Raw genomic sequence first — 20242 nt, forward strand, 5'->3', positions numbered from 1 at the left:
GGAGGCCCGCCGCACCCTCTGAAACCTGACTGAAGCCCGCCGCCCCGGTCGCGCGCCCCGCCCGGCCGGGGCGGCGGCGCCTTGGGGTCAGCGCGCGTTGTTGCTGCGCAGCTCGCGCTCGATCCAGGCGTAGGTGCGCTCCAGCCCCGTGCGCAGGGGCTGGCTGGGCGCCCAGCCCAGGCTGGACTGGATGAGCCGGTTGTCCGAATTGCGGCCGCGCACCCCTTGCGGGCCGGGGATGTGCTTCACCTCAATGCGCTTGCCCGCGATGTCGGCGATGAGGGCGGCGAGCTGATTGATGCTGACCATCTCGTCGGAGCCGATGTTGACCGGGCCGGCGAAGTCCGAGCGCATCAGGCGCAGGGTGCCCTCCACGCACTCGTCCACATAGAGGAAGGAGCGGGTCTGCAGGCCGTCGCCCCAGATCTCGATCTCGCCCGGGTTGGCGGCCGCGGCGACCTTGCGGCAGAGGGCGGCCGGCGCCTTCTCGCGGCCGCCGGTCCAGGCACCCTCGGGCCCGAAGATGTTGTGGTAGCGCGCGACCCGCGCCTCCATGCCGCGGCAGCGGGCGTAGGTGAGGTAGAGCCGCTCGGAGAACAGCTTCTCCCAGCCGTACTCGCTGTCGGGCTGGGCCGGATAGGCGCTGTCCTCGGCGCAGTTGGGATTGTCCGGATCCTCCTGGTTGTAGGCCGGGTACATGCAGGCCGAGGAGGAATAGAAGATGCGCCTGATCGCGCGCTTGTAGGCGGCGTCCAGGACGTTGAGGTTGATCGTCGCGGAGTTGTGCATGATGTCCGCGTCGTTCTCGCCGGTGAAGATGAAGCCGGCGCCGCCCATGTCGGCCGCGAGCTGGTAGACCTCGTCGAAGCGGCGGTCGATCACCTGGCGCACGAAGTAGGGATCGCGCAGGTCGCCGACGACGAAATCGTCCGCCTCGCTCTCAGCGTAGTCGTGGAACTTCAGGTCGACGCCGCGCACCCAGAAGCCCTCGCGCTTGAGGCGGCGCACCAGATGGCCGCCGATGAACCCGCCGGCGCCGCACACCAGAGCTGTCTTCATTTGAGGGTCCCTGTCATGGCCACGGCGGAGGGGCGGACGTCCTGCAAGGTTCGCGCCGGGCGCCGGGCGAACGCCTCCAGCGCCTCGAAGCAGGCGTCGGCGTCGCCGGCGGCGACGGCGGCGTGGCCGGCCTGGGGGTGCTCGCGCAGGAGCAGGGCGACGTCGGACTCCGGCGGCCCGACGTAGAGCACCGGCCGCGCCGAGGCCAGGCAGGCGTAGATCTTGGACGGCAGCACATAGCCCCAGAACGGGGCGCCCAAGAGCACCAGGTGCAGGTCGGCGGCGCGCAGAAGCGAGGGCAGCTCGGCCAACGGCGCGGGGCCGGTCAGATGCAGCGGCAGGTCGTGGCGCTCGCAATAGGCCTTCAGCTCGGCCACGCGCACCCCCGAGCCGTTGACCCACAGCCGGACGCGGTCGGCGCCCTGGCGGACGTGGCGGCGATAGGCCTCGCAGAAGGCGGCGGCGTCATGGGCGACGCCGAGGTTGCCGGAATAGAGAAGGACGAGCTTGTCGGGTCCGAACGGACGCGGAGCAGCCGGCCCGTCGGGGGCGACCTCGACCGGGCTGGCGTCGCGGACCAGCCGCAGGCGTTCGGCCGGCACGCCGCTGGCGCGCAGGCGCCGGCCCTGGTCCTCGCCGATGATCTCGATGCAGGAGGCCTGGCGGCGCACCCAGCGGAACAGCGGCAGCAGGGGGGCGAGAAAGCGGGCCTTGCCGCCGGCCAGGGCCGTCTCGGGATAGAAGTCGGTGATGCGGTAGGTGAGGGGGCGGCGCCAGACGAGGTTGGCCAGGATCAGCATCTGCGACAGGAACGGCGGCGAGCCGGTGACGAGGATCTCGGCGTCGGGGCGGCCGCGCTGGGCGGCGGCGACCGCCGCCAGCAGCCGCAGGTTCACCGACAGCGCCCAGAGGCCGCGCTGCGCGAGGCTGTGCTTTGGCGTCACTGGCGCGGCGAGGCGGCGGATCTGCAGGCGTCCCTGGCCCAGCAGCTCGGCGTCGTCGGCGGCCGCGCCACGGCCGAGGCCGATCAGCACCACCTCGCGGCCGGCGCGGGCGGCCCGCTCGGCGCGCTGGAGCATGTACTGGCCCACGGCGCCGAACTCCGGCGGCAGCCAGTCGCAGACGATGATCAACCGCCCCGACCCAGCCTGGTCTCGAACGCCTGCACTCATGAACGGCTACTGATCATCCAATCCGTCGCGGCCCAGGGGAGCGTACCGGGTGACGCGCCCTGGCCAGGCAGACTCCGCGACGTAGCGGCGCCTGCGTCCATTCGCCACGGAATCCATGACGAATCAATGCTCGCGGCATGGCATTTGTGCGGTCGCCCGGCACAAGGGCGCCAGAGGGCGGGCGCCGCCGGCCGCCGGACGCGGCCCGCGAACATGGTTAGCGCGTCGTTAACCATGCCGGCGGCACAAGTCGGGCATGAGCGTCCAGGGAATCCGCGGGGTCGTCGAGGCGGCCATCCAGCGCGCGTCGAGCGCGACGGGCGTGGACTTCGGATTCCTGATGCGCACCGCCGCCCGCGAGAGCGGCTACAATCCCAAGGCCAAGGCGGGGACCTCCTCGGCCGCGGGGCTGTTCCAGTTCGTCGAGCAGACCTGGCTTTCGACCCTGAAGCAGCACGGCGCGAAGTACGGCTACGCCCGCTACGCCGACCTGATCCAGCGCGATTCCCGCGGGCGCTACACCGTGGCGGGGGCCGAAGCGCGCCGCACGGTGATGGACTTGAGGTTCGATCCGCACGCCGCCTCGCTGATGGCCGGCGAGCTGGCGTCGGACCACGCCTCGTACCTGCGCGGGCGGACCGGGCGCACGCCCACGGCCGGCGAGCTCTACGCCGCCCACTTCCTGGGGCCGCAGGGCTCGGCCAGGCTGATCGAGGCGGTGCGCACGCGCCCCGGGGCCGTCGCCGCCAGCCTGTTCCCCGACGCGGCCTCGTCGAACCGCAGCATCTTCTATCCCGGCGGCCGGCCGGCCACCGTCGCAGAGGTCTACGCCAACCTCACGCGGACGGGCGGCGCCGGGCAAGCCACCGGAGAACGCCCCGCCGCCCCGCAGGCCGACGACGGCGGCTTCGTCCAGTACGCCTCCGCGCGGCAGACCGACCGCATGAAGGAGCAGGACGCCCTGGTGGAGATGATCCTGCGCGGGTCCCAGTCGGCCGACGGGCCGGACGGGGGGAGCCGCTCGGTCACTGGCTCGTTGTTCACCAGCGAAATGCTGCGCGTGCTCTCGGAGGCGCGCGACAAGAGCTGAGGCGAGCCCGCCTGCGGCCTAGGAACGCAGGAGCAGGGACGTTATGCCTTAGCCATGCTGACGCCGACCCGTCGACGCGCCAAGGCCTTCTATCGGCTGGGAATGCTGAAGTCGCGCCGCGCCGTGCGCGCGCTCGCCTCCAGCCGCACCGAGCACGAGCGCCGCCGAATCGAGGCCGAGGTGCAGGAGGCCGGGCGGATCAGCAACGCCTACCTGCTGCTGCTCACCTGCGCCTGCGGGATCGCCGCCCTGGGGCTTCTGCAGTCCTCGGCGGCGGTGGTGATCGGGGCGATGCTGATCTCGCCGCTGATGGGGCCGATCATGGCCATGGGACTGGCGCTGGCGCGGTTCGACCCGCCGTCGGTGCGCACAGCCGCCGGGACGCTGGCCCTGGGCTCGGCCGGGGCGATCGCAGCCTCGGCGCTGATCGTCTGGCTCTCTCCGCTGAAGGACGTGACCCCCGAGATCCTGGCCCGCACGCGGCCGACCCTGCTGGACCTGATCGTGGCGGTGCTCTCCGGGGTGGTCGGCGCCTACGTCACCATCACCCGGCGAGGGGCGGTGATCGCGGGCGTGGCCATCGCCACGGCCCTGATGCCGCCGCTGGCGGTGGTCGGCTACGGCCTGGCGACCTGGTCGGCGCCCGTGGCCGGCGGGGCGATGCTGCTGTTCCTGACCAACGTCGTGGCCATCGTCGGCGCCGTGTACGGCATGGCGCGGCTCTATGGATTCCGGCACGTGGGCAAGGCCGAGGTCGGCTGGCAGACGCCGGTGCTGCTGGCGGTGATGGCGGCGCTGTGCGTGCCGCTGGCCGTCTCCCTGCAGAGCATCGTCATCGAGACCCGCGAGACCCACCGGGCGCGTTCGGCCATCGAAGCGGTCTTCGCCGACGCGGGCGGACGGGTGTCCGAACTGGCCGTGGAGGTCGATCGGGGCCGGGTGAGCGAGGTCCAGGCGATCGTCTTCGCCCGCCGCTACGTCTCCGGCGCCGAGGCCGCCGTGCGCGCCCGGCTCGGCGGGGCGCCGCAGGTGGACCTCGAGCAGATCCTCAGCGCAGAGGAGGACGCCGTGGCGGGCGGGCGCTCGGCCCTGCTGAACCGGGCGCTGACCGCGCCCCAGGCCGCTCCGCGCTCGGCGGAGGGCCGCCTGCGGGATATGCTGTCGGTCGCCGGACGGGTCTCGTCCATCGACCGTGCGGATGGGACCTTGAAGGCCATGGTGGTGCTGCCCGACGGCGCGGACCTGGGGGACTATCGTGCGCTGGAGACTGCCGCCCAGAGATTCCTGCCCGACCAGGAGGTGTTGATCACCCCGCCGTTCCTGCCGCTGCCGCAGATCCGGTTCGCCCGCGGCTCGCGCGCCCTGGACGAGGAGGCGAGGGCGCAGGCGGCCGACGCGGCCTGGGCGCTGCAGCGCTGGGGCGTGCCCGCGGTGCGGGTGGTCGGCATGGCCAGCCCCGGCCCCCGCGGGCCGCGGCGGCGGGACCTGGCCCTGGCCTCGGCCAGGGCCGAGGCGGTGGCGCAGGCGCTGGCCGCCAGCGGAGCCCCCCCGGCGCGCACCTCCGCCTCCGTGCCCGACGCCGCCGGCCCGGACGAGGCGATGTGGTGGGTGGCGCGGCTCGAGCCCGAAGGCCAGGCGCCCAGGCCATGACCGAGCCCCTGCTGAGCGGGATCGTCCTGGTCCTGACGCTCATCCTCTTCGCCATGGACCGCATCCGGCACGACCTGGTGGCGGTGATCGCCCTGGGAGCCTGCCTGGCCCTGGGACTGGTATCGCCCCAGGAGGCCCTGGTGGGGTTCTCCGATTCGGCGGTGGTGGTCGTCGCCGCGGTGCTGATCATCGGCCGGGCCATAGAGCTGACCGGGGTGGCGGCCGCGGCGACCGAGCGGCTGGCGTCGCTGAAGGCGCCGTTTCCCTTGCAGCTCGGCGTGCTGCTGGTGCTGGCCGCGGCCCTGAGCGCCTTCATGAACAACATCGCCGCACTGGCGATCACCATGCCGGCGGTGGCGGGCATCTGCCGCAACGCGCGCCTGCCGGCGAGCGCGGCCCTGATGCCGCTGGCCTTCGCCACGATCCTCGGGGGGATGACGACCCTGATCGGCACCCCGGCCAACCTGATCCTGTCGTCGGTGCGCCAGGACCAGCTGGGCGCGCCGTTCCACTTCTTCGACATGACCCCGGTGGGCGGGGCGGTGGCGGCGGTGGGGCTGGCCTATCTTTGCCTCATCGGCTGGCGGCTGACGCCACGCCGCGGCGGGCGGGCCGACACCGGCGGCGGGCGCAGCGTGTTCGAACTGCAGACCCTGGGGAACGGGGACGCCAACGCGCCGCCGCAGGCGGTGTTCGCCGCCCTGAAGGAAGCGAGGGCGCACGTGCTGGCCGTGATCCGCCACCACGAGCGGCTGAAGCCGCGGGATGTGGACGTGCTCTATTCCACCGACCGCATCCTGGTGATCGGCCGGGACGATCCCTGGCAGACGGCCAAGGCGGCCGGCCTGCGGGCCGCGGCCCTGGCCTCGCCCGCGTCGGACGCGGTGACGGCGCGGATCGTCGTCGGCCACGGCTCGCCGCTGGTGGGGCGGCCCTACGACACCATCGCGGCGGAGACCGACGGAGAGCTGCGGGTGGTGGCCGGCGGGCCGCGGGCCGCCCGCGCGCAGGGCCCGCTGGGGGCGATGGACATCCAGCCGGGCGACCAGATGATGGTCCACGGGCCCGCCCAGCGTCTGGAGAGCTACATCCGCTACGCCCGGCTGCTGGAGGTGGAGCGCAAGGCCTCGGTCGCCGTGCTTCCGGGGCGCGCGGCCCTGGCGGTGGGGATCTATGCGGCCGCGGTGCTCGCCTCGGTGGTCTTCCAGTGGCCCACGGCCCTGACATTCTCGGCGGCCGCGGCGGGCCTGGCGGCGCTGCGCTTCCTGCCTTCGCAGGAGATCTACAGCTCCATCGACTGGCCCGCGATCGTGCTGCTGGGGGCGATGATCCCGGTGGGGCAAAGCTTCGAGACCAGCGGGGCGGCGGCGATCGTCGCCCATCAGCTCGGCGAGTGGCTGTCCGGATCGCCGCTGGTCCTGGCGGCGGCCTGCACCACGGCGGCGACGCTGCTGCTGTCGATCTTCCTGAACAACGTGGCGACGGCGGTGATCATGGGGCCCATCGCCGTGGCGGTGTCCCGCGCCCTGGGCGCCCCGCCGGACGCGCTGCTGATCGCGGTGCTGATCGGCGCCTCGTCGGATTTCCTGACCCCGATCGGGCACCAGAACAACCTTCTGGTGATGGGGCCGGGCGGCTACCGCTTCGCCGACTACGGGCGGGTGGGCGCGGCGCTGTCGATGCTGGTGATCGTGATCTCGGCCGTGGTGATCGCGGCGGTCTACGGCTGAGCGCCGGGCCAGGGACGAACGCGGTCGCGTCCCAGCAGGACGACACGTCTCAGGAGAATGTGGTTTTCCGGCTGAACGGCGTCGGTTTCTGTCCGCTTCGCGCAGACACGGCCGGTCACGGCAATATCATAGCGCCGTCGTGTCCGCGATGATATTAAGCGCTGCCGTTAAATTTCGTTAATCTGTGAGGGCGACCCATGCCTGAAGCGACCGCCGCCGACACCGTTGTCGTCGCCTGCGCCACTCCGGAGTCGTCCGAGAAGATCGTCGGCATCCTGACCGATTTCGGCTTCAGCGTGGTGGGTCCGGTGGACTCGGCCCGCATGGCCCTGGCGCTCGCCGCCCAGTCGCCGCTGACGCTTGCCGTGGTGGGCTCCAGGCTGACCGGCCGCCGTGACGGCCAGACCCTGGCGCGCGAGCTGATGAACACCTGGGGCGTGCCCTCGGTGATGGTCGACGCCGACGACGAGGACGCCGAGTGGCGCGCCCAGGACCCGCTGGCCGCGCGCGTGCGCCGAGCGCTGTCGGACGCCGCCGTCACGGCCTAGGACCGGGCGGGGCTTCGGCTCCGCACTTCCCGCAGATCTCGGATCTCACCGTAACCCCGCGGCCGCGGGGGCGGACGCGCGCGGCCTGGCGTTGCGCGGCGACAGCGGCGGCCTTAGGCCACCGCGGCGGCGGCGAACATGGCCTCGATCTCGGCGTCCGTGTAGCCGATCTCGGCGAGGATCTCGCGGGTGTGCTGTCCCAGCGCCGGGGCGGGCGGGCGGCTGTCGGGCTGGGCGCCGGGAAAGACGGCCGGCGCGGCGGGGGAGGCGTTGGTTCCGCCGCGGCCGTCCTCGACCTCCACCAGGGCGTGGGCGGCGCGGACCTGGGGATCGGCGGCGACTTCGGCCGGAGTCTGGGCCGGCGCCCAGGCCAGGTCGGCTTCGGTGAGGCGGCGTTCGACCTCGGCGAAGTCCATGGCCCCGAAGGCGGCGTCCAGCTCGGCCACCAGCAGGGGACTGTTGTCCTTGCGCAGGCGGCTGGTGCGGAAGCGCTCGTCCTCCACCAGCTCGGGCCGGCCGGCGGCCTTCGCCAGCAGCGGCCAGTCGGCCGATCCGCCGCGGGGATTGACCACGAACCAGCGGTCGTCGGCGCTGCGGTAGAAGTTGGCGGTGGGGTCGAGGGGCGCCGTGCGCGGGCGGTTGGACAGCAGCCGGCCGAAGCGCAGCTGGACGGCGAGGTCGGAGCCGACGACATAGACCCCCGTCGCCAGGAGCGAGGTCTGCACCAGCCGCCCCACGCCGGTCTGCTCGCGCTCGTAGACCGCGGCCAGGATCGCCGAGACGGTGGCCAGGGAGGTGATGTGGTCGCCGACCCCGGTGCGCAGCAGGAACGGGTCCTGGCCCTTGGGCGCGTGCATCCGGGCCACGCCCGCCCGGGCCCAGAAGGCGGTGACGTCGAAGCCGGGGGTGTCGGCCTCGGGCCCCTCCATGCCGTAGCCGGTGACCAGGGCGTAGATCAACCGCGGGTTGGCGGCGCGCAGGGACGCCTCGTCGAGCCCGGCCTTGCGCAGGGACTGGGCCCGCACGTTGGTGAGGAAGACGTCGGCGGAGGCCGCCAGGCGCGCCAGGGCCTCGCGCCCTTCGGGGCGGCCGATGTCCAGCACCACCGAACGCTTGCCGCGGTTGTCCATCTCGAAGGTGGGGTTGCCGGCCAGGTCGCTTTTGGCGTCGGCGAAGACGTGGCGCATGGCGTCGCCGCCCGGACGCTCCACCTTGATCACCTCGGCGCCCCAGTCGCCCAGGATGCCCGCCGCCCCCGGCGCGGCGATATAGGACGCGAACTCGACGACCTTCAGGCCCTTCAGAAGCACGGCTTTTCCTCCCACCTTGACCCCGTCTTACCGGGGCGGGGCGCGAGGCGGAAGACGGCTGCCGCCGATCAGGCGACCTGGCGGGCCGCGGGGTCGCGCTCGGTCGCGCAGGCGTCGGCCACCGCGCGGGCCACGGCGGCCACGGCCACCGGCTTTCGCAGGACCACGTCAGCGCCGGCGTCGGCGCATTCGGCGGCCTCGTCGGCGTCGCCGCCGATCACCGCGATCACCGGGGTTGCGCCGGCCTCGCCCGGCAGGGCGCGGATGGCGCGGATCGCCTCGGGCCCGTCGAGGTTCGGCATGCGTCCGTCGATCATCAGCAGGTCGAAGTCGCAGACCCGCCGCAGGTCGACCGCGCGGCGGCCGTCGATGGCGTGGACGACATGATGGCCGAGCTGTTCGAGGATGGCGCGCAGCATGGCCGCGTTCAGCGAATCGTCCTCGGCCACGAGGACGCGCAGGCCGCGGCGGGCAGGGGCGGGCTCGGCCGGAACCGGGGCCGCCTCGGACGGGGCGAGCTCGACCTTGGGGTCGAACGGCAGCTCCAGGCGCAGGCAGGTGCCGACGCCGAGGGCGCTCTGGGCGACCAGGTCGCCGCCCATCAGCCGGGCCAGGTGCAGGGAGAGCGACAGGCCGAGCCCGGCCCCCGGCACCCCGGCGCTGGTGCGCTGGACCCGGTGGAACGCCTCGAACGCACGGGAGAGCTCCTCGGCGGACAGTCCCGGGCCGGTGTCGGCGATCTCGATGGCGAGGCGGTCGGGGGCGGCCAGCTCGAGGCGGGCCTCGACACGGCCGCGCACGGTGAACTTGATGGCGTTGCTGATCAGGTTGGCGAGGATCTGCCGCACGCGGGCCGGGTCGGCGACCACGGCGCCGGCGGTCCCTTCGGCGAGCTCCTCGCAGACGTGGAGCGAGAACTCCAGACCCTTGGCGGTGGCGGTCGGACGGTTCAGCAGGACCAGGTCGCGGACCAGCCCGACGGGATCGAAGGGCCGCGTGTCCACCGACAGGCGGCCGGTCTCGGCGGTCTCGGAGTCCAGGGTGGTGTTGAGAACCTCGATCAGGTCGTTGGTGGCGTCCAGGGCGGCGGAGAGCTGCTCGCGCGAGGGCGCCTGGCGGCCGCTGCGTCCGGCGGCGCCGGCGAGCACGTGGGCGACGCCCGCCAGTCCGTTGCGGATTTCGTGGGAGAGGGTGGCGACGAGGTCGGACTTGGACTGGGCCAGGCGGCTGGCCTCCTCCACCGAGCGGGCGCGCTCGGCGATCAGGGTCTCGCGCTCGGCGGCCAGGGCGAACTGGCGGCGCAAGGCGCGGTTGAGGATCAGGGCCAGGGCGAAAGCCAGGGCGACGGCGCCCCAGGCGAAGCCGACCAGGTCGTTCTGCATCGGATGCAGGCTGATCGCCAGCAGCGGGGCGATCACGGCGGCCGGGCCGACGATGGCGAGGCTCGGCAGCCAGGGGGCGGTGAAGAAGATGCAGACCACGCCGGCGGCGGCGGCCATCATCAGCAGCGCCGGCCGGGCCGGTCCCGCATCCTGGGCGAAGGCGGTGACCTGGACGATGGCCGCGGCCCAGAGCAGGCCGCTGAGAATGTGCACCCGGGCGCGGGCCGCCAGGTCCTCGGCGGCCGGCTCGCGCAGCCAGTTGACCGCCGCGTAGAACCCGGCCCAGGCGATGGCGAAGGTGACCAGGGCGAAGCTCATCCAGGCGACGTTGGCCGCATGCGAGCCCACCCAGACGAAGATCGGCAGGGCCACGCCGAAGGCGGCCAGGGCGTAGGGCAGCAGGGCGCGCTGCGCCTCGAGCGCCTGGTGGGTGACCGACAGGCCGCCCCGGGCGGCGCCGGCGGGCTTCGACTTGAACTGGAAGAACACGAACGCATCCCCTGCGGCGAGGCGCGAAAGGTATGCCCGGCAAGGTTGGCGCTGCGTTACCCGGCATCGTTAATCCACCGGTTTCGGCGCAACCGAACGTTAAGCCTAACCCGGCGATAGTGATGTTCTAACGCGGGGGCCTTGGGGCTTATCGGGGGCGGCATGACGACGACGCGCGCGGCGTTGACGGAAGAGGACATCCGCACGCTGGTGAAAGGGGCCACGCCCGACGAGCGGGCCATGGCCGCCCAGAAGATCTGCCGCAAGATCGACCGGCCGGACCTGAGCGAGGAGGACCGCCAGCGGGCGAGCGACATCCTGCGGGTGATGGCCGCCGATGCGGCCGAACTGGTCCGCCGGGCCATGGCGATCACGCTGAAGGAGTCGGCGATCCTGCCGCGGGACGTGGCGCTGCGGCTGGCCGAGGATGTCGACAGCGTCTGCCTGCCGGTGCTGAGTTTCTCGCCGGTGTTCACCGACGACGACCTGGCCGAGATCATCCGCCTGGGCGGCGCGGTGCAGCAGGTGGCGATCGCCAAGCGTCCCAGCCTGTCGCCCAAGGTGACGGGCGCCATCGCCGAGCACGGGGTGGAGCGGGCGGTGGAGGCGGCCTGCGCCAACGACCGGGCCGAATTCAGCGAGTCCTCGCTGCAGAAGGTGATCAGCCGGTTCGAGGCGTCCGAGCGGGTGCTGGCGGCGGTGGCCTATCGCCAGGTGCTGCCGATGTCGGTGACCGAGCGGCTCATTGAGATGGTCGGCGACCAGATCCGCGACCACATCCTCAGCCACCATGAGATCTCGCCGGAGACGGCGGTGCACCTGGTGCTGGGCGCCAAGGAGCGGGCGACCATCGACCTGGTGGACCAGGCCGGCCGGACCGCCGACGTGAAGAGCTTCGTCGCCCACCTGCACAAGCACGAGCGGCTGACCGCCTCGCTGCTGCTGCGGGCCCTGGCGCACGGGCACATGACCTTTTTCGAGTGGGGCGTGGCCGAGCTGTCGGGCGTGCCGCACCACCGCACCTGGCTGATGATCCACGACGCGGGGCCCCTGGGCCTGCGGGCGATCTACGAACGGGCGGGCCTGCCGGCGCGTCTGTTCACCGCATTCCGCGCCGCCGTGGACACCTATCACTCCATGGAGCTGGACGGCGGGACGCGGGACGCGGTGCGCTTTCAGGAGCGGATGATCCAGCGGTTCCTGACCCAGCCGCAGGCCGGCGGGCGCGAGGACGTGGACTATCTTCTGGACCGGATGGACAAGCTCGCCCGCCGCTCGCGGCGCGACGCGCGGATGCAGCTGAGCGCCTGAGCCGCAGCGCAAGGCGCTTGCTCCGGCCGTCGGCCCCGGCCAAGCTCGGGCCATGACGACGAGCTCCAACGCCGCCGCGGCCCGGCCTGCGGCCACCATCCTGCTCCTGCGCGACCAGCCCAGCTTCGAAGTGCTGATGGTCGAGCGCCACCACCAGATCGACTTCGCCTCCGGCGCCCTGGTGTTCCCGGGCGGCAAGTGGCACGACGGCGATCATGACCCGGCCTGGGCCGAACACCTGATCGGCGGCGGCGCCGACTATGATTCGGACCAGCGGGCCCTGCGCATCGCCGCGATCCGCGAGGTTTTCGAGGAGGCCGGGGTGCTGCTGGCCCGCAAGGACGGCGAGATTCTGTGCGGCGAGGCCGCGCCGATGGAGGTGCGCCAGGCGGTGGATCGCGGGGAGCTGCCGTTCCTGGAGGTGGTCAAGGGGCTGGGGGCCAAGCTGGACCTGGATTCCCTGACAGTCTTCGCCCGCTGGATCACCCCGGCGATCATGCCCAAGCGGTTCGACACCTGGTTCTACATCGCCGAGGCGCCGGCCGACCAGCTCGCCGCCTGCGACGGCCGCGAGACGGTGGACGCCACCTGGATCGCCCCGAGCGAGGCCCTTCGCAAGGCCGAGACCGGCGAGCGCAAGATCATCTTCCCCACGCGGATGAACGTGCAACTGCTGGCGGAGGCGACCAGCGCCGCCGACGCCGTGGCCCGGGCCCGCGCCCGCACCCTGGTGACTGTGGAGCCCAAGGTCGAGGACCGCCCCGAGGGGCGGGTGCTGACGTTGCCGCCGGACGCCGGCTACGGGACGGTGGCCGAGCCGCTGTCGTCGGTGATGTAGGGCGGCGCGGGGCGCCGTCTGGACTCACCCGACGGCAAGTCGCCACGGTCCCTGGACGATCCGGCGTTTGAGGCGAAGACCCCGATGAACCTCGACTTTTCCGACGACCAGAAGGCGCTGCAGGACCAGGTCCGCAGGTTCCTGGCCGGCAACTGCCCGCCGTCCGTCCCGCGGGCGGTGCTGGAGGGGCCCGAGCCTTACGATCGCGCGCTCTACAAGGGGCTGGCGGAGATGGGCGTGCTGGGCGCGGCGATCCCCGAGGCGTACGGCGGGGTGGGGCTGTCGACCCTCGAGCTGTGCCTGATGGCCGAGGAACTGGGGCGGGCGCTGGCGCCGACGCCGGTGGCCTCCTCGATCTACCTGGCCGCCGAGTTCCTGATGCAGGCGGGATCGGAGGCCCAGAAGCGCGCCTGGCTGCCGAAGCTGGCGAGCGGCGAGGCGGTGGGCTGCTTCGCCTTCAACGAGGGCCAGGGGCGCATGTCGCCGGACAAGATCCAGACCCAGGTGCGCGACGGCCGGCTGAGCGGGATCAAGTCGCCGGTGGCCGACGGCGACTGCGCGGACGTGGCCATCGTCGCGGCCCGCACGGGCGCCGGCGCCGGGGCCGAGGCGATCTCGCTGTTCGTGGTCGACCTGTCGGGACCGGGCGTTGAACGGCAGACCCTGGAGTCCATCGACCCGTCCCGCAGCCAGGCGCGCCTTAGTTTCGACGGCGCCCCGGTCGAGCCCCTGGGCGGGCCGGGAGACGGCTGGCGCATCGCGTCCCAGGTGATGGACCGCGCGGCGATCCTGATGGCCTTCGAACAGATCGGCGGCGCCGACCGGGCGCTGGAGATGGCGCGGGACTACGCCCTGGAACGGATGGCTTTCGGCCGGCCGATCGGCTCGTTTCAGGCGATCAAGCACATGCTTGCGGACATGTACGTGTCGGCGACGCTGGCGCGGTCGAACGCCTATTACGGCGCCTGGGCCCTGGCCACGGGCGCGGCCGAGCTGCCGGTGGCGGCGGCCACGGCGCGGGTGTCGGCCACCCAGGCCTTCCTGCACTGCGCCAAGAACAACATCCAGGTCCACGGCGGCATGGGCTTCACCTGGGCTTTCGACTGCCACCTGTTCTACCGCCGCGCCAACGCCCTGGCGCTGGCGCTCGGGGCCCAGTCGACCTGGGAAGACCTGCTGATCGACCGCATGCGCGCCGGCAACGTCGAAGCCGCGGCCTGAAGGGAGACGAGAGATGGATTTCGACGACACGCCCGAAGAAGCCGCCTTCCGCGCCGAAGCCCGCGCCTGGATCGAGGCCAACGCCCCCAAGCACCTGGAAGCCGAGCTGAAGCGCGCTGGCTTCGCCTCGTCCGGCGTGGAGAGCGAGGACCCCCTGGCCGCCTCCAAGGCCTGGCAAAAGACCAAGGCCGAGGCCGGCTGGGCCTGCCTGCACTGGCCGAAGGAGTACGGCGGCGGGGCGCGCTCGCCGATCGAGCGGGTGATCTGGGGCCAGGAGGAGGGCGTCTACGGCGCGCTTTCGGGCCCTTTCATCATCGGCCACGGCATGTGCGGCCCCACCGTCATGGCCTGGGCCGGGGAGGACTGGAAGCGGCGGCTGCTGCCGCCCCTGGCCAGCGGCGAGGAGATCTGGTGCCAGCTCTTCTCCGAGCCGGCCGGCGGATCGGACCTGGCGGGCCTGCGCACCCGGGCGGTTCCGGCGGACGACGGCTCGGGGGACTGGATCGTCAACGGCCAGAAGATCTGGACCAGCGGCGCCCAGCACTCCGACTGGGGGCTGCTGATCACCCGCACCGATCCCGACGTGCCCAAGCACAAGGGTCTGACTATGTTCTTCCTGCGGATGGACAGCCCTGGCGTGGATGTGCGCCCCATCAAGCAGGCCAATGGCCAGTCGGGCTTCAACGAGGTCTACTTCACCGACGTGCGCATCCCGGACGCCCAGCGCCTGGGCGCTGTGGGCCAGGGCTGGGAAGTCTCGCTGACGACCCTGATGAACGAGCGGCTGTCGATCGGCTCGGGCATGTCGACGGGCTTTCCCGAACTCTTCCGCTTCTGCCTGGAAGAGGCAGAGATCGACGGGCGCCCGGCGGTGGACGATGCGGCGGTGCGCTCCCGGCTGGCCCAGTTCGCCGTCAGGCAGAGCGGCCTGAAGTACACCGGCATGCGGGCGATCACGGCCCTGTCGAAGGGTCAGACCCCCGGGCCCGAGAACTCCATCGGCAAGCTGGTGGCGGGGGCGAGCATGCAGGAACTGGCGATGTTCGCCCTGGACCTGCAGGGCCAGGCCGGGGTGGTCTGGGATCCCGATAGCCCGCAGAACGGCAGATTCCAGGCCATGCTGATGCGCTCTCCGGCGACGCGGATCGAAGGGGGCTCGGACGAAATCCTGCGCAACATCATCGGCGAGCGGGTGCTTGGTCTGCCCGGCGACATCCGCGTGGACAAGTCCGTGCCGTTCAAGGACATCCCGACGAGCGGCCGCTAAGGGCCTCCGGGCGCCCTGGCGGCGGGGCTCGATCCGTCGTTCGGCTGCGCCTAGCGGACCCTAGAGCCCCATCTCGGCGACGCGGCGCTCCAGCTCCTCGACCAGCACCTTGCCCACCGGATGGTCATCGGTCTTGATGCTGTCGCGCACGGCGGCCTTGATGGCGTCGATGTGTCCGTCGATGAGCACCATCGGCGCCTTTTCGCGCTTTTCCTTGTCGTCGATCAGCTTGCACAGCGAGGCGGCGATGCGGGTGATCAGCGGAAACTCGTAGGTGGCGCCCAAGCCCTTCAGGTCATGGGCGCGCAGGTAGAGCTGCTCCATGGTCTCCGGGGTCAGCCCCTCGGTCTTCACCCGCTGGCGCGAGGTCTCGAGCTTGACCACCTCGTCCTGGAGCCACTGGGCGAAATTGCCGGACAGGCTCTTCAGGGCCGCCTCGGCCTTGGCGATGGCGCTGGGGTCGATGCCGCCGAGCCGGCCGCCGACCTTGAGGCGAAGGGTGTTGGGGACCTGGATCACCTGGCCTTGATTCTGCTGGCTCACACGCGCCTCCATCAAGCAACGCCGCCAAATCTAGGCCTCACCTCTTAACAACACCTTCGCGCAGTGCTCGGATATAGCTGAGGTTCATACCGAGAACTGCTCGGCCAGAACGCGCTCTTCCAGGCTGCGCCCGGCGTCGAAAAGCATGATCAGGGTGATGTCGCGGTCCTCGGCGACGTGGACTTCGAGCACGTCGCGGACCTCGAAGTTGTCGGCCACGGCGCTGACCGGGCGCTTGTCGGCCTCGAGCACCTCGAAGGTCACCCGGGCGGTGTGGGGCAGGAGCGCCCCGCGCCAGCGCCGGGGGCGGAAGGCGCTGATGGGGGTGAGCGCCAGCACCTTGGCGTCCAGCGGGATGATCGGCCCATGGGCCGAGAGGTTGTAGGCGGTGGACCCGGCGGGAGTCGCGACAAGGGCGCCGTCGCAGAACAACTCGTTCAGCCGCACCCGGCCGTCGATGGAGATGCGCAGCTTCGCGGTCTGGCGGGTCTGGCGCAGCATGGAGACCTCGTTGATCGCCAGGGCCCGATGCTGGGTTCGGCGCGCGTCCACCGCCACCATGCTCAGGGGATGGATTGAGGCGCGCTCGGCGGCGTTGATCCGCTCCAGAAGCCCGTCCTCGCTGTACTCGTTCATCAGGAAGCCGACCGAGCCCCGGTTCATCCCGTAGATCGGCCGGGGATCGGCGATGTGGCGGTGCAGCGTCTCGAGCATGAAGCCGTCGCCGCCGAGGGCGACGATCACGTGAGCCTCGGCCACGTCGACCGCGCCATAGCGGGCGATCAGGCGCTCACGGGCTTCCTGGGCCTCGGGACGTTCGCTGGCGGCGAAGGCGAGGCGCGTGACGAAGGGCTCGGGCTTGAACATGGGGCGCCACAAGCCCCCAGCCTGCGGCGCTTGTCAAACGGAGGCGACGGCCTGGCGGAAGGCGGCGGCCGCCACTTCGGCGGAGAACGGCCCGAAGGCGCCCGCCGCCCGGCGCGCGCCTTCCGCCCCGCCCCCGGGCCGGCCGCCGTTGAGCTGGCGCACCAGGTCCAGGATGGCGGGGAAGGCGCTCTTGTCGATGCCCACCGCCGCGCAGGCCAGGGCCAGGAGCTCGGGACGGTCGCTGTCGATGGTCCGGCGGATCTGGTCCGGCTCGAAATGGCCAAGGGCCGCCAGGGCGGCCTCGAACAGGCTGATGCGGTGCTCGCGCAGGGCGCGCAGGAGGTAGGCGGGACGAAGCTGTCCGGCGGCGTGCAGCTTGGCGATCAGGCGCCGCTCCATCTCCTCGCGTTCCGAATCGCTGGCGGCCAGGCGCACGTCTGCGGGGCCGCCGGTCCCGGCGTGGGCCTCGCGCACCGCCTCGGCGAGTTGGGCGTCCAGGGCGGCGGCGTCCAGGCGGAAGCGCCCGGCCAGCGCCTCGCGCAGGGCCTGGCCGACCCAGGCGTAGAGCCGGCAGGCCAGTTCGCTGGTGAGCTCGGCGCGGCGGGCGAGGGGGGCGCGCAGGCCGGTGACCCGGCGCGAGGCCTGGACCAGGCGCTCCATGTCGAAGGCGGAGAGCTCAACCTGGTCGTTGCCGGCGAGCGCCGTCAGCACGGCCGGCTCGGCCTGCTGCAGGATGGCGGCGACCACCGGGGCGCCGATGGCCGGCCGGCGGGCGATCTCGATCTGGTGCTCGACCGTGGCCTCGACGAGCAGGCGCACGAGGTCGTGGTCCTTCAGCACCGGGCTGGCGGCGATGATCGGGGCGGCAATTTCGATGTCGTCGAGGGCCAGGACGTTGATCAGCGCCGGCGGCGCCCATGCGGCGTGGGCGAGCTTTTCGGCCAGCCGGCGGCGGATGTCGCGCTCGGCCTCGACCACCAGGCTCATGAAGATGGAGTTCAGCAGCGCCTGGACCGGCGGGGCCGTCATCGCCTCGCCGCCGCCGCCCGAGCCGGCGAGGTCGACGACCGCCAGCAGCAGGCGCTCGCGGTCCTCCGGCGCGCGGCTGCGGGCCAGGCCCAGGATCTGTTCGGTCTTGATCGCGACGCCCAAACCGGGATCCCCCACCCGTTGTTGCGCGAGAAACTTCTTCCGCAGGCTCCTCCCGCGAAGGTGAAAACATGCTTAAACGGCCCCCCGCAGCCGGGACCTTACGCAACGCCAAGGGGAGGGACGTCGCATGGCCGAACCGCTCATTCTCGCGCTCGACCAGGGAACCACCAGCACTCGAGCCATCGTGTTCGATCGCGCGGGGCGGGCGCTGCACACGGCCGGCCGCAACCTGAAGCAGTATTATCCCGACGACGGCTGGGTGGAGCACGACCCTGAGGAGATTTTCGACGCCAGCGTGGCGGTGCTCCGAGAGGCGATGGAGGCGGCCGGCGGCGACGCCGCGGCGGTCGCGGCGATCGGTGTGACAAATCAGCGCGAGACCGTGGTGGTCTGGGACAGGGCCACCGGCCGGCCGATCCATCCCGCCATCGTCTGGCAGGACCGGCGCACGGCGGCGATGTGCGAGCGGCTGCGGGCGGCCGGCGCCGAATCGCAGGTGACCGAGGTGACCGGGCTGCTGCTCGACCCCTACTTCGCCGGAACCAAGATCGCCTGGCTCCTGGACAACGTGAACGGGGCGCGGCGGCGCGCCGAGGCGGGGGAGCTCCTGGCCGGGACGATCGATTCCTGGGTGATCTGGAAGCTGACCGATGGACGGGTGCACGCCACCGACGCCACCAACGCCTCGCGCACCCTGCTGTTCGACCTGCGCGCCCAGGCCTGGTCGCCGGAGATGCTGAAGCTGTTCGACGTGCCCGCGGCTCTGCTGCCCCAGGTGCTGGATTGCGCCGACGATTTCGGGGAGACGCAGGCCCGTTTCCTTGGCCGCCCCCTGCCGATCCGGGGCGTGGCCGGCGACCAGCAGGCGGCGCTGATGGGGCAGGGCTGCGTACGCCCCGGGGAGATGAAGGCGACCTACGGCACCGGGTGCTTCCTGCTGGTGAACACCGGGGCGGCGGCGCCGGTGTCGCGCTCGCGCCTGCTGACCACTGTCGCCGCGCGGGTGAGGGGTCAGGCGACCTTCGCCCTGGAGGGGGCGATCTTCGTGGCGGGCGCGGCCGTGCAATGGGTCAACGAGGGCCTGGGCGTGGCCGGCGGGCCGCAGGCGGTGGAGCAGCTCGCCATGGGCGCGCGCCGGGACCACGGCGTGGTGCTGGTGCCGGCCTTCACCGGGCTGGGCGCGCCCTGGTGGGACGCCGAGGCGCGGGGCGCGATCTTCGGCCTGACGCGGGACGCCGGCCTGGCCGAGATCGCCCACGCCACCCTCGACGCCTCGGCGCTGCAGACCCGCGACCTGATCGAGGCGATGCGGGCCGATGCGCCGGACGCCTTCGGCAAGTCGGCGGAGCTGCGCATCGACGGGGGCATGGCGCGCAGCGCCTGGTTCTCGCAGCGCCTCGCCGACCTGACGGGCGTGACGGTGCGCCGGGCGATGTTCCAGGAGACGACCGCCCTGGGCGCGGCCCTGTTCGCCGGCATCGGCGCGGGGCTCTATGCGGACGCGGCCGAGGCCTCCGCCGCGCGGCCGCCGTCCGAGACCCTGTCGCCCGAGCTCGGTCCGCATGCGCGGGAGGCGGCCTACGCCCGCTGGCTCGACGCGGTGGCGCGGGTGCGGACCGGCCGCTGAGCCCGCCGCTTGACCCGGCCGGCGCGCGGGGGGATTTTGACGCGGACAAGACAGAGGCAAGGGAGGCCCCGATGGCCGACGGTTCGCTCGCGGGCGTGATCTCGCTCAAGGACAAGGTCAGCCCGGAGGAATGGCAGGCGCGCGTCGACCTGGCGGCCCTCTACCGGCTGGTGGCGCTGCACGGCTGGGACGACCTGATCTACACCCACATCTCGGCGCGGATCCCCGGGCCCGAGCACCACTTCCTGATCAATCCCTACGGGATGCTGTTCGACGAGATCACCGCCTCTTCGCTGGTGAAGATCGACCTGGAAGGGAACATCCTCCAGGAGACGCCCTACTTCATCAATCCGGCGGGCTTCACCATCCACTCGGCGATCCACGCCGCGCGGGAGGACGCCAAGTTCGTCATGCACCTGCACTCGGACCAGGGCGTGGCCGTGGCGGCGCAGAAGGACGGGCTGCTGCCGCTGTCTCAGCACGCGCTGATCGTGCTGCCGCGGCTGGCCTATCACGACTATGAAGGCATCGCGCTGAACCTGGACGAGCGCGAGCGCCTGGTGGCCGACATCGGCGACAAGACCCTGATGCTGCTGCGCAACCACGGCACCCTGTCGGTGGGCGAGAGCGCCGCCGACTGCTGGGTGGGCATGTTCTACCTGGAGCGCGCCTGCAAGCAGCAGGTGATGGCTCTGTCGGCCGGGCGCGAGAACGTGCTGTTCGCGCCGGAGGCTTCCGTGGCCGAGGTGAAGATGCAGACCGCCCGGGGGATCGGCGGCAAGCTGGCCTGGCCCGGCTGCCTGCGCCGGCTCGACCGTGAACTGCCGGGCTACGACGCCTGAGGCGGCGGCGAATCGCGCCGTCCGGCCGAACGACGCGAAATCGCCGATACCCGAAACGTGCAAGTTTGAGCGGGCGCCCCGGCGGGGCGCCCGTTTTTCGTCATCCGGAGCCTGCGCAAACGACCATTTGATGGTCTGTTTCAG

At 72.1% G+C, this 20242-nt stretch carries 17 protein-coding genes; 10 read left to right on the top strand and 7 right to left on the bottom strand.

The window, feature by feature from the left end; all coding sequences use genetic code 11:
- Positions 1 to 87 precede the first annotated feature (87 nt).
- On the bottom strand, positions 88 to 1059 hold the full coding sequence (locus ACK4YQ_RS15650; protein WP_409612501.1) for an NAD-dependent epimerase/dehydratase family protein: 972 nt from the start codon (positions 1057 to 1059) through the stop codon (positions 88 to 90).
- Positions 1056 to 2231, bottom strand: coding sequence for a glycosyltransferase (locus tag ACK4YQ_RS15655; RefSeq protein WP_409612503.1), 1176 nt, complete (start codon positions 2229 to 2231; stop codon positions 1056 to 1058). The genes ACK4YQ_RS15650 and ACK4YQ_RS15655 overlap by 4 nt, the downstream gene beginning before the upstream one ends.
- Before the next feature lie 256 nt (positions 2232 to 2487).
- Here ACK4YQ_RS15655 and ACK4YQ_RS15660 point away from each other — a divergent pair, with 256 nt between their 5' ends.
- The 4 genes from ACK4YQ_RS15660 to ACK4YQ_RS15675 all read left to right on the top strand — a co-directional run bounded on the left by ACK4YQ_RS15660 (position 2488) and on the right by ACK4YQ_RS15675 (position 7249).
- Positions 2488 to 3321, top strand: coding sequence for a transglycosylase SLT domain-containing protein (locus tag ACK4YQ_RS15660; RefSeq protein WP_409612504.1), 834 nt, complete (start codon positions 2488 to 2490; stop codon positions 3319 to 3321).
- A gap of 54 nt (positions 3322 to 3375) precedes the next feature.
- Positions 3376 to 4971 carry a DUF389 domain-containing protein gene (locus tag ACK4YQ_RS15665; protein WP_409612505.1) on the top strand — a complete coding sequence of 532 codons (1596 nt, stop codon included), beginning with the start codon at positions 3376 to 3378 and terminating at the stop codon, positions 4969 to 4971.
- A complete protein-coding gene (locus ACK4YQ_RS15670) occupies positions 4968 to 6701 on the top strand; it encodes an SLC13 family permease (RefSeq protein WP_409612507.1) in 1734 nt (577 codons plus the stop codon). The genes ACK4YQ_RS15665 and ACK4YQ_RS15670 overlap by 4 nt, the downstream gene beginning before the upstream one ends.
- A 197-nt stretch (positions 6702 to 6898) precedes the next feature.
- Positions 6899 to 7249 (top strand): hypothetical protein, encoded by a 351-nt coding sequence (locus ACK4YQ_RS15675; RefSeq protein ID WP_409612509.1) that lies wholly within the window; start codon positions 6899 to 6901, stop codon positions 7247 to 7249.
- 113 nt (positions 7250 to 7362) lie between these two features.
- On the opposite strand, the gene ACK4YQ_RS15680 is transcribed toward ACK4YQ_RS15675, so the two are convergent.
- Both ACK4YQ_RS15680 and ACK4YQ_RS15685 read right to left on the bottom strand, forming a co-directional pair.
- On the bottom strand, positions 7363 to 8559 hold the full coding sequence (locus tag ACK4YQ_RS15680; RefSeq protein ID WP_409612510.1) for a CaiB/BaiF CoA transferase family protein: 1197 nt from the start codon (positions 8557 to 8559) through the stop codon (positions 7363 to 7365).
- 68 nt (positions 8560 to 8627) lie between these two features.
- The gene (locus tag ACK4YQ_RS15685; RefSeq protein WP_409612512.1) at positions 8628 to 10430 is read right to left on the bottom strand and encodes an ATP-binding protein; all 1803 of its coding nucleotides are present in this window, start codon (positions 10428 to 10430) and stop codon (positions 8628 to 8630) included.
- A 162-nt stretch (positions 10431 to 10592) separates the two neighbouring features.
- Here ACK4YQ_RS15685 and ACK4YQ_RS15690 point away from each other — a divergent pair, with 162 nt between their 5' ends.
- From ACK4YQ_RS15690 to ACK4YQ_RS15705, 4 genes are all read left to right on the top strand, one after another.
- Positions 10593 to 11741, top strand: coding sequence for a DUF2336 domain-containing protein (locus ACK4YQ_RS15690; protein ID WP_409612514.1), 1149 nt, complete (start codon positions 10593 to 10595; stop codon positions 11739 to 11741).
- 52 nt (positions 11742 to 11793) lie between these two features.
- On the top strand, positions 11794 to 12579 hold the full coding sequence (locus ACK4YQ_RS15695) for an NUDIX hydrolase (RefSeq protein WP_409612515.1): 786 nt from the start codon (positions 11794 to 11796) through the stop codon (positions 12577 to 12579).
- Between the two features lie 84 nt (positions 12580 to 12663).
- Positions 12664 to 13800, top strand: coding sequence for an acyl-CoA dehydrogenase family protein (locus ACK4YQ_RS15700; RefSeq protein ID WP_409612516.1), 1137 nt, complete (start codon positions 12664 to 12666; stop codon positions 13798 to 13800).
- 13 nt (positions 13801 to 13813) lie between these two features.
- The gene (locus tag ACK4YQ_RS15705; RefSeq protein ID WP_409612518.1) at positions 13814 to 15067 is read left to right on the top strand and encodes an acyl-CoA dehydrogenase family protein; all 1254 of its coding nucleotides are present in this window, start codon (positions 13814 to 13816) and stop codon (positions 15065 to 15067) included.
- A gap of 60 nt (positions 15068 to 15127) precedes the next feature.
- Here the strand turns inward: ACK4YQ_RS15705 and ACK4YQ_RS15710 are convergent, their stop codons facing one another.
- The 3 genes from ACK4YQ_RS15710 to ACK4YQ_RS15720 form a co-directional block, all read right to left on the bottom strand.
- Positions 15128 to 15622, bottom strand: coding sequence for an Hpt domain-containing protein (locus ACK4YQ_RS15710; RefSeq protein WP_409612519.1), 495 nt, complete (start codon positions 15620 to 15622; stop codon positions 15128 to 15130).
- A 72-nt stretch (positions 15623 to 15694) separates the two neighbouring features.
- Positions 15695 to 16477 (bottom strand): NAD kinase, encoded by a 783-nt coding sequence (locus tag ACK4YQ_RS15715; protein ID WP_409612521.1) that lies wholly within the window; start codon positions 16475 to 16477, stop codon positions 15695 to 15697.
- A 33-nt stretch (positions 16478 to 16510) separates the two neighbouring features.
- A complete protein-coding gene (locus ACK4YQ_RS15720; protein ID WP_409612523.1) occupies positions 16511 to 17629 on the bottom strand; it encodes a DUF2336 domain-containing protein in 1119 nt (372 codons plus the stop codon).
- A gap of 127 nt (positions 17630 to 17756) precedes the next feature.
- Here ACK4YQ_RS15720 and glpK point away from each other — a divergent pair, with 127 nt between their 5' ends.
- Positions 17757 to 19256 carry a glycerol kinase GlpK gene (gene glpK, locus ACK4YQ_RS15725; RefSeq protein WP_409612525.1) on the top strand — a complete coding sequence of 500 codons (1500 nt, stop codon included), beginning with the start codon at positions 17757 to 17759 and terminating at the stop codon, positions 19254 to 19256.
- A gap of 71 nt (positions 19257 to 19327) precedes the next feature.
- Positions 19328 to 20098, top strand: coding sequence for a class II aldolase/adducin family protein (locus ACK4YQ_RS15730; RefSeq protein ID WP_409612526.1), 771 nt, complete (start codon positions 19328 to 19330; stop codon positions 20096 to 20098).
- Positions 20099 to 20242: the final 144 nt, after the last annotated feature.

Origin of the sequence: Phenylobacterium sp. (genome assembly GCF_046291545.1) — a bacterium.
Classification (GTDB): Bacteria; Pseudomonadota; Alphaproteobacteria; order Caulobacterales; family Caulobacteraceae; genus Phenylobacterium.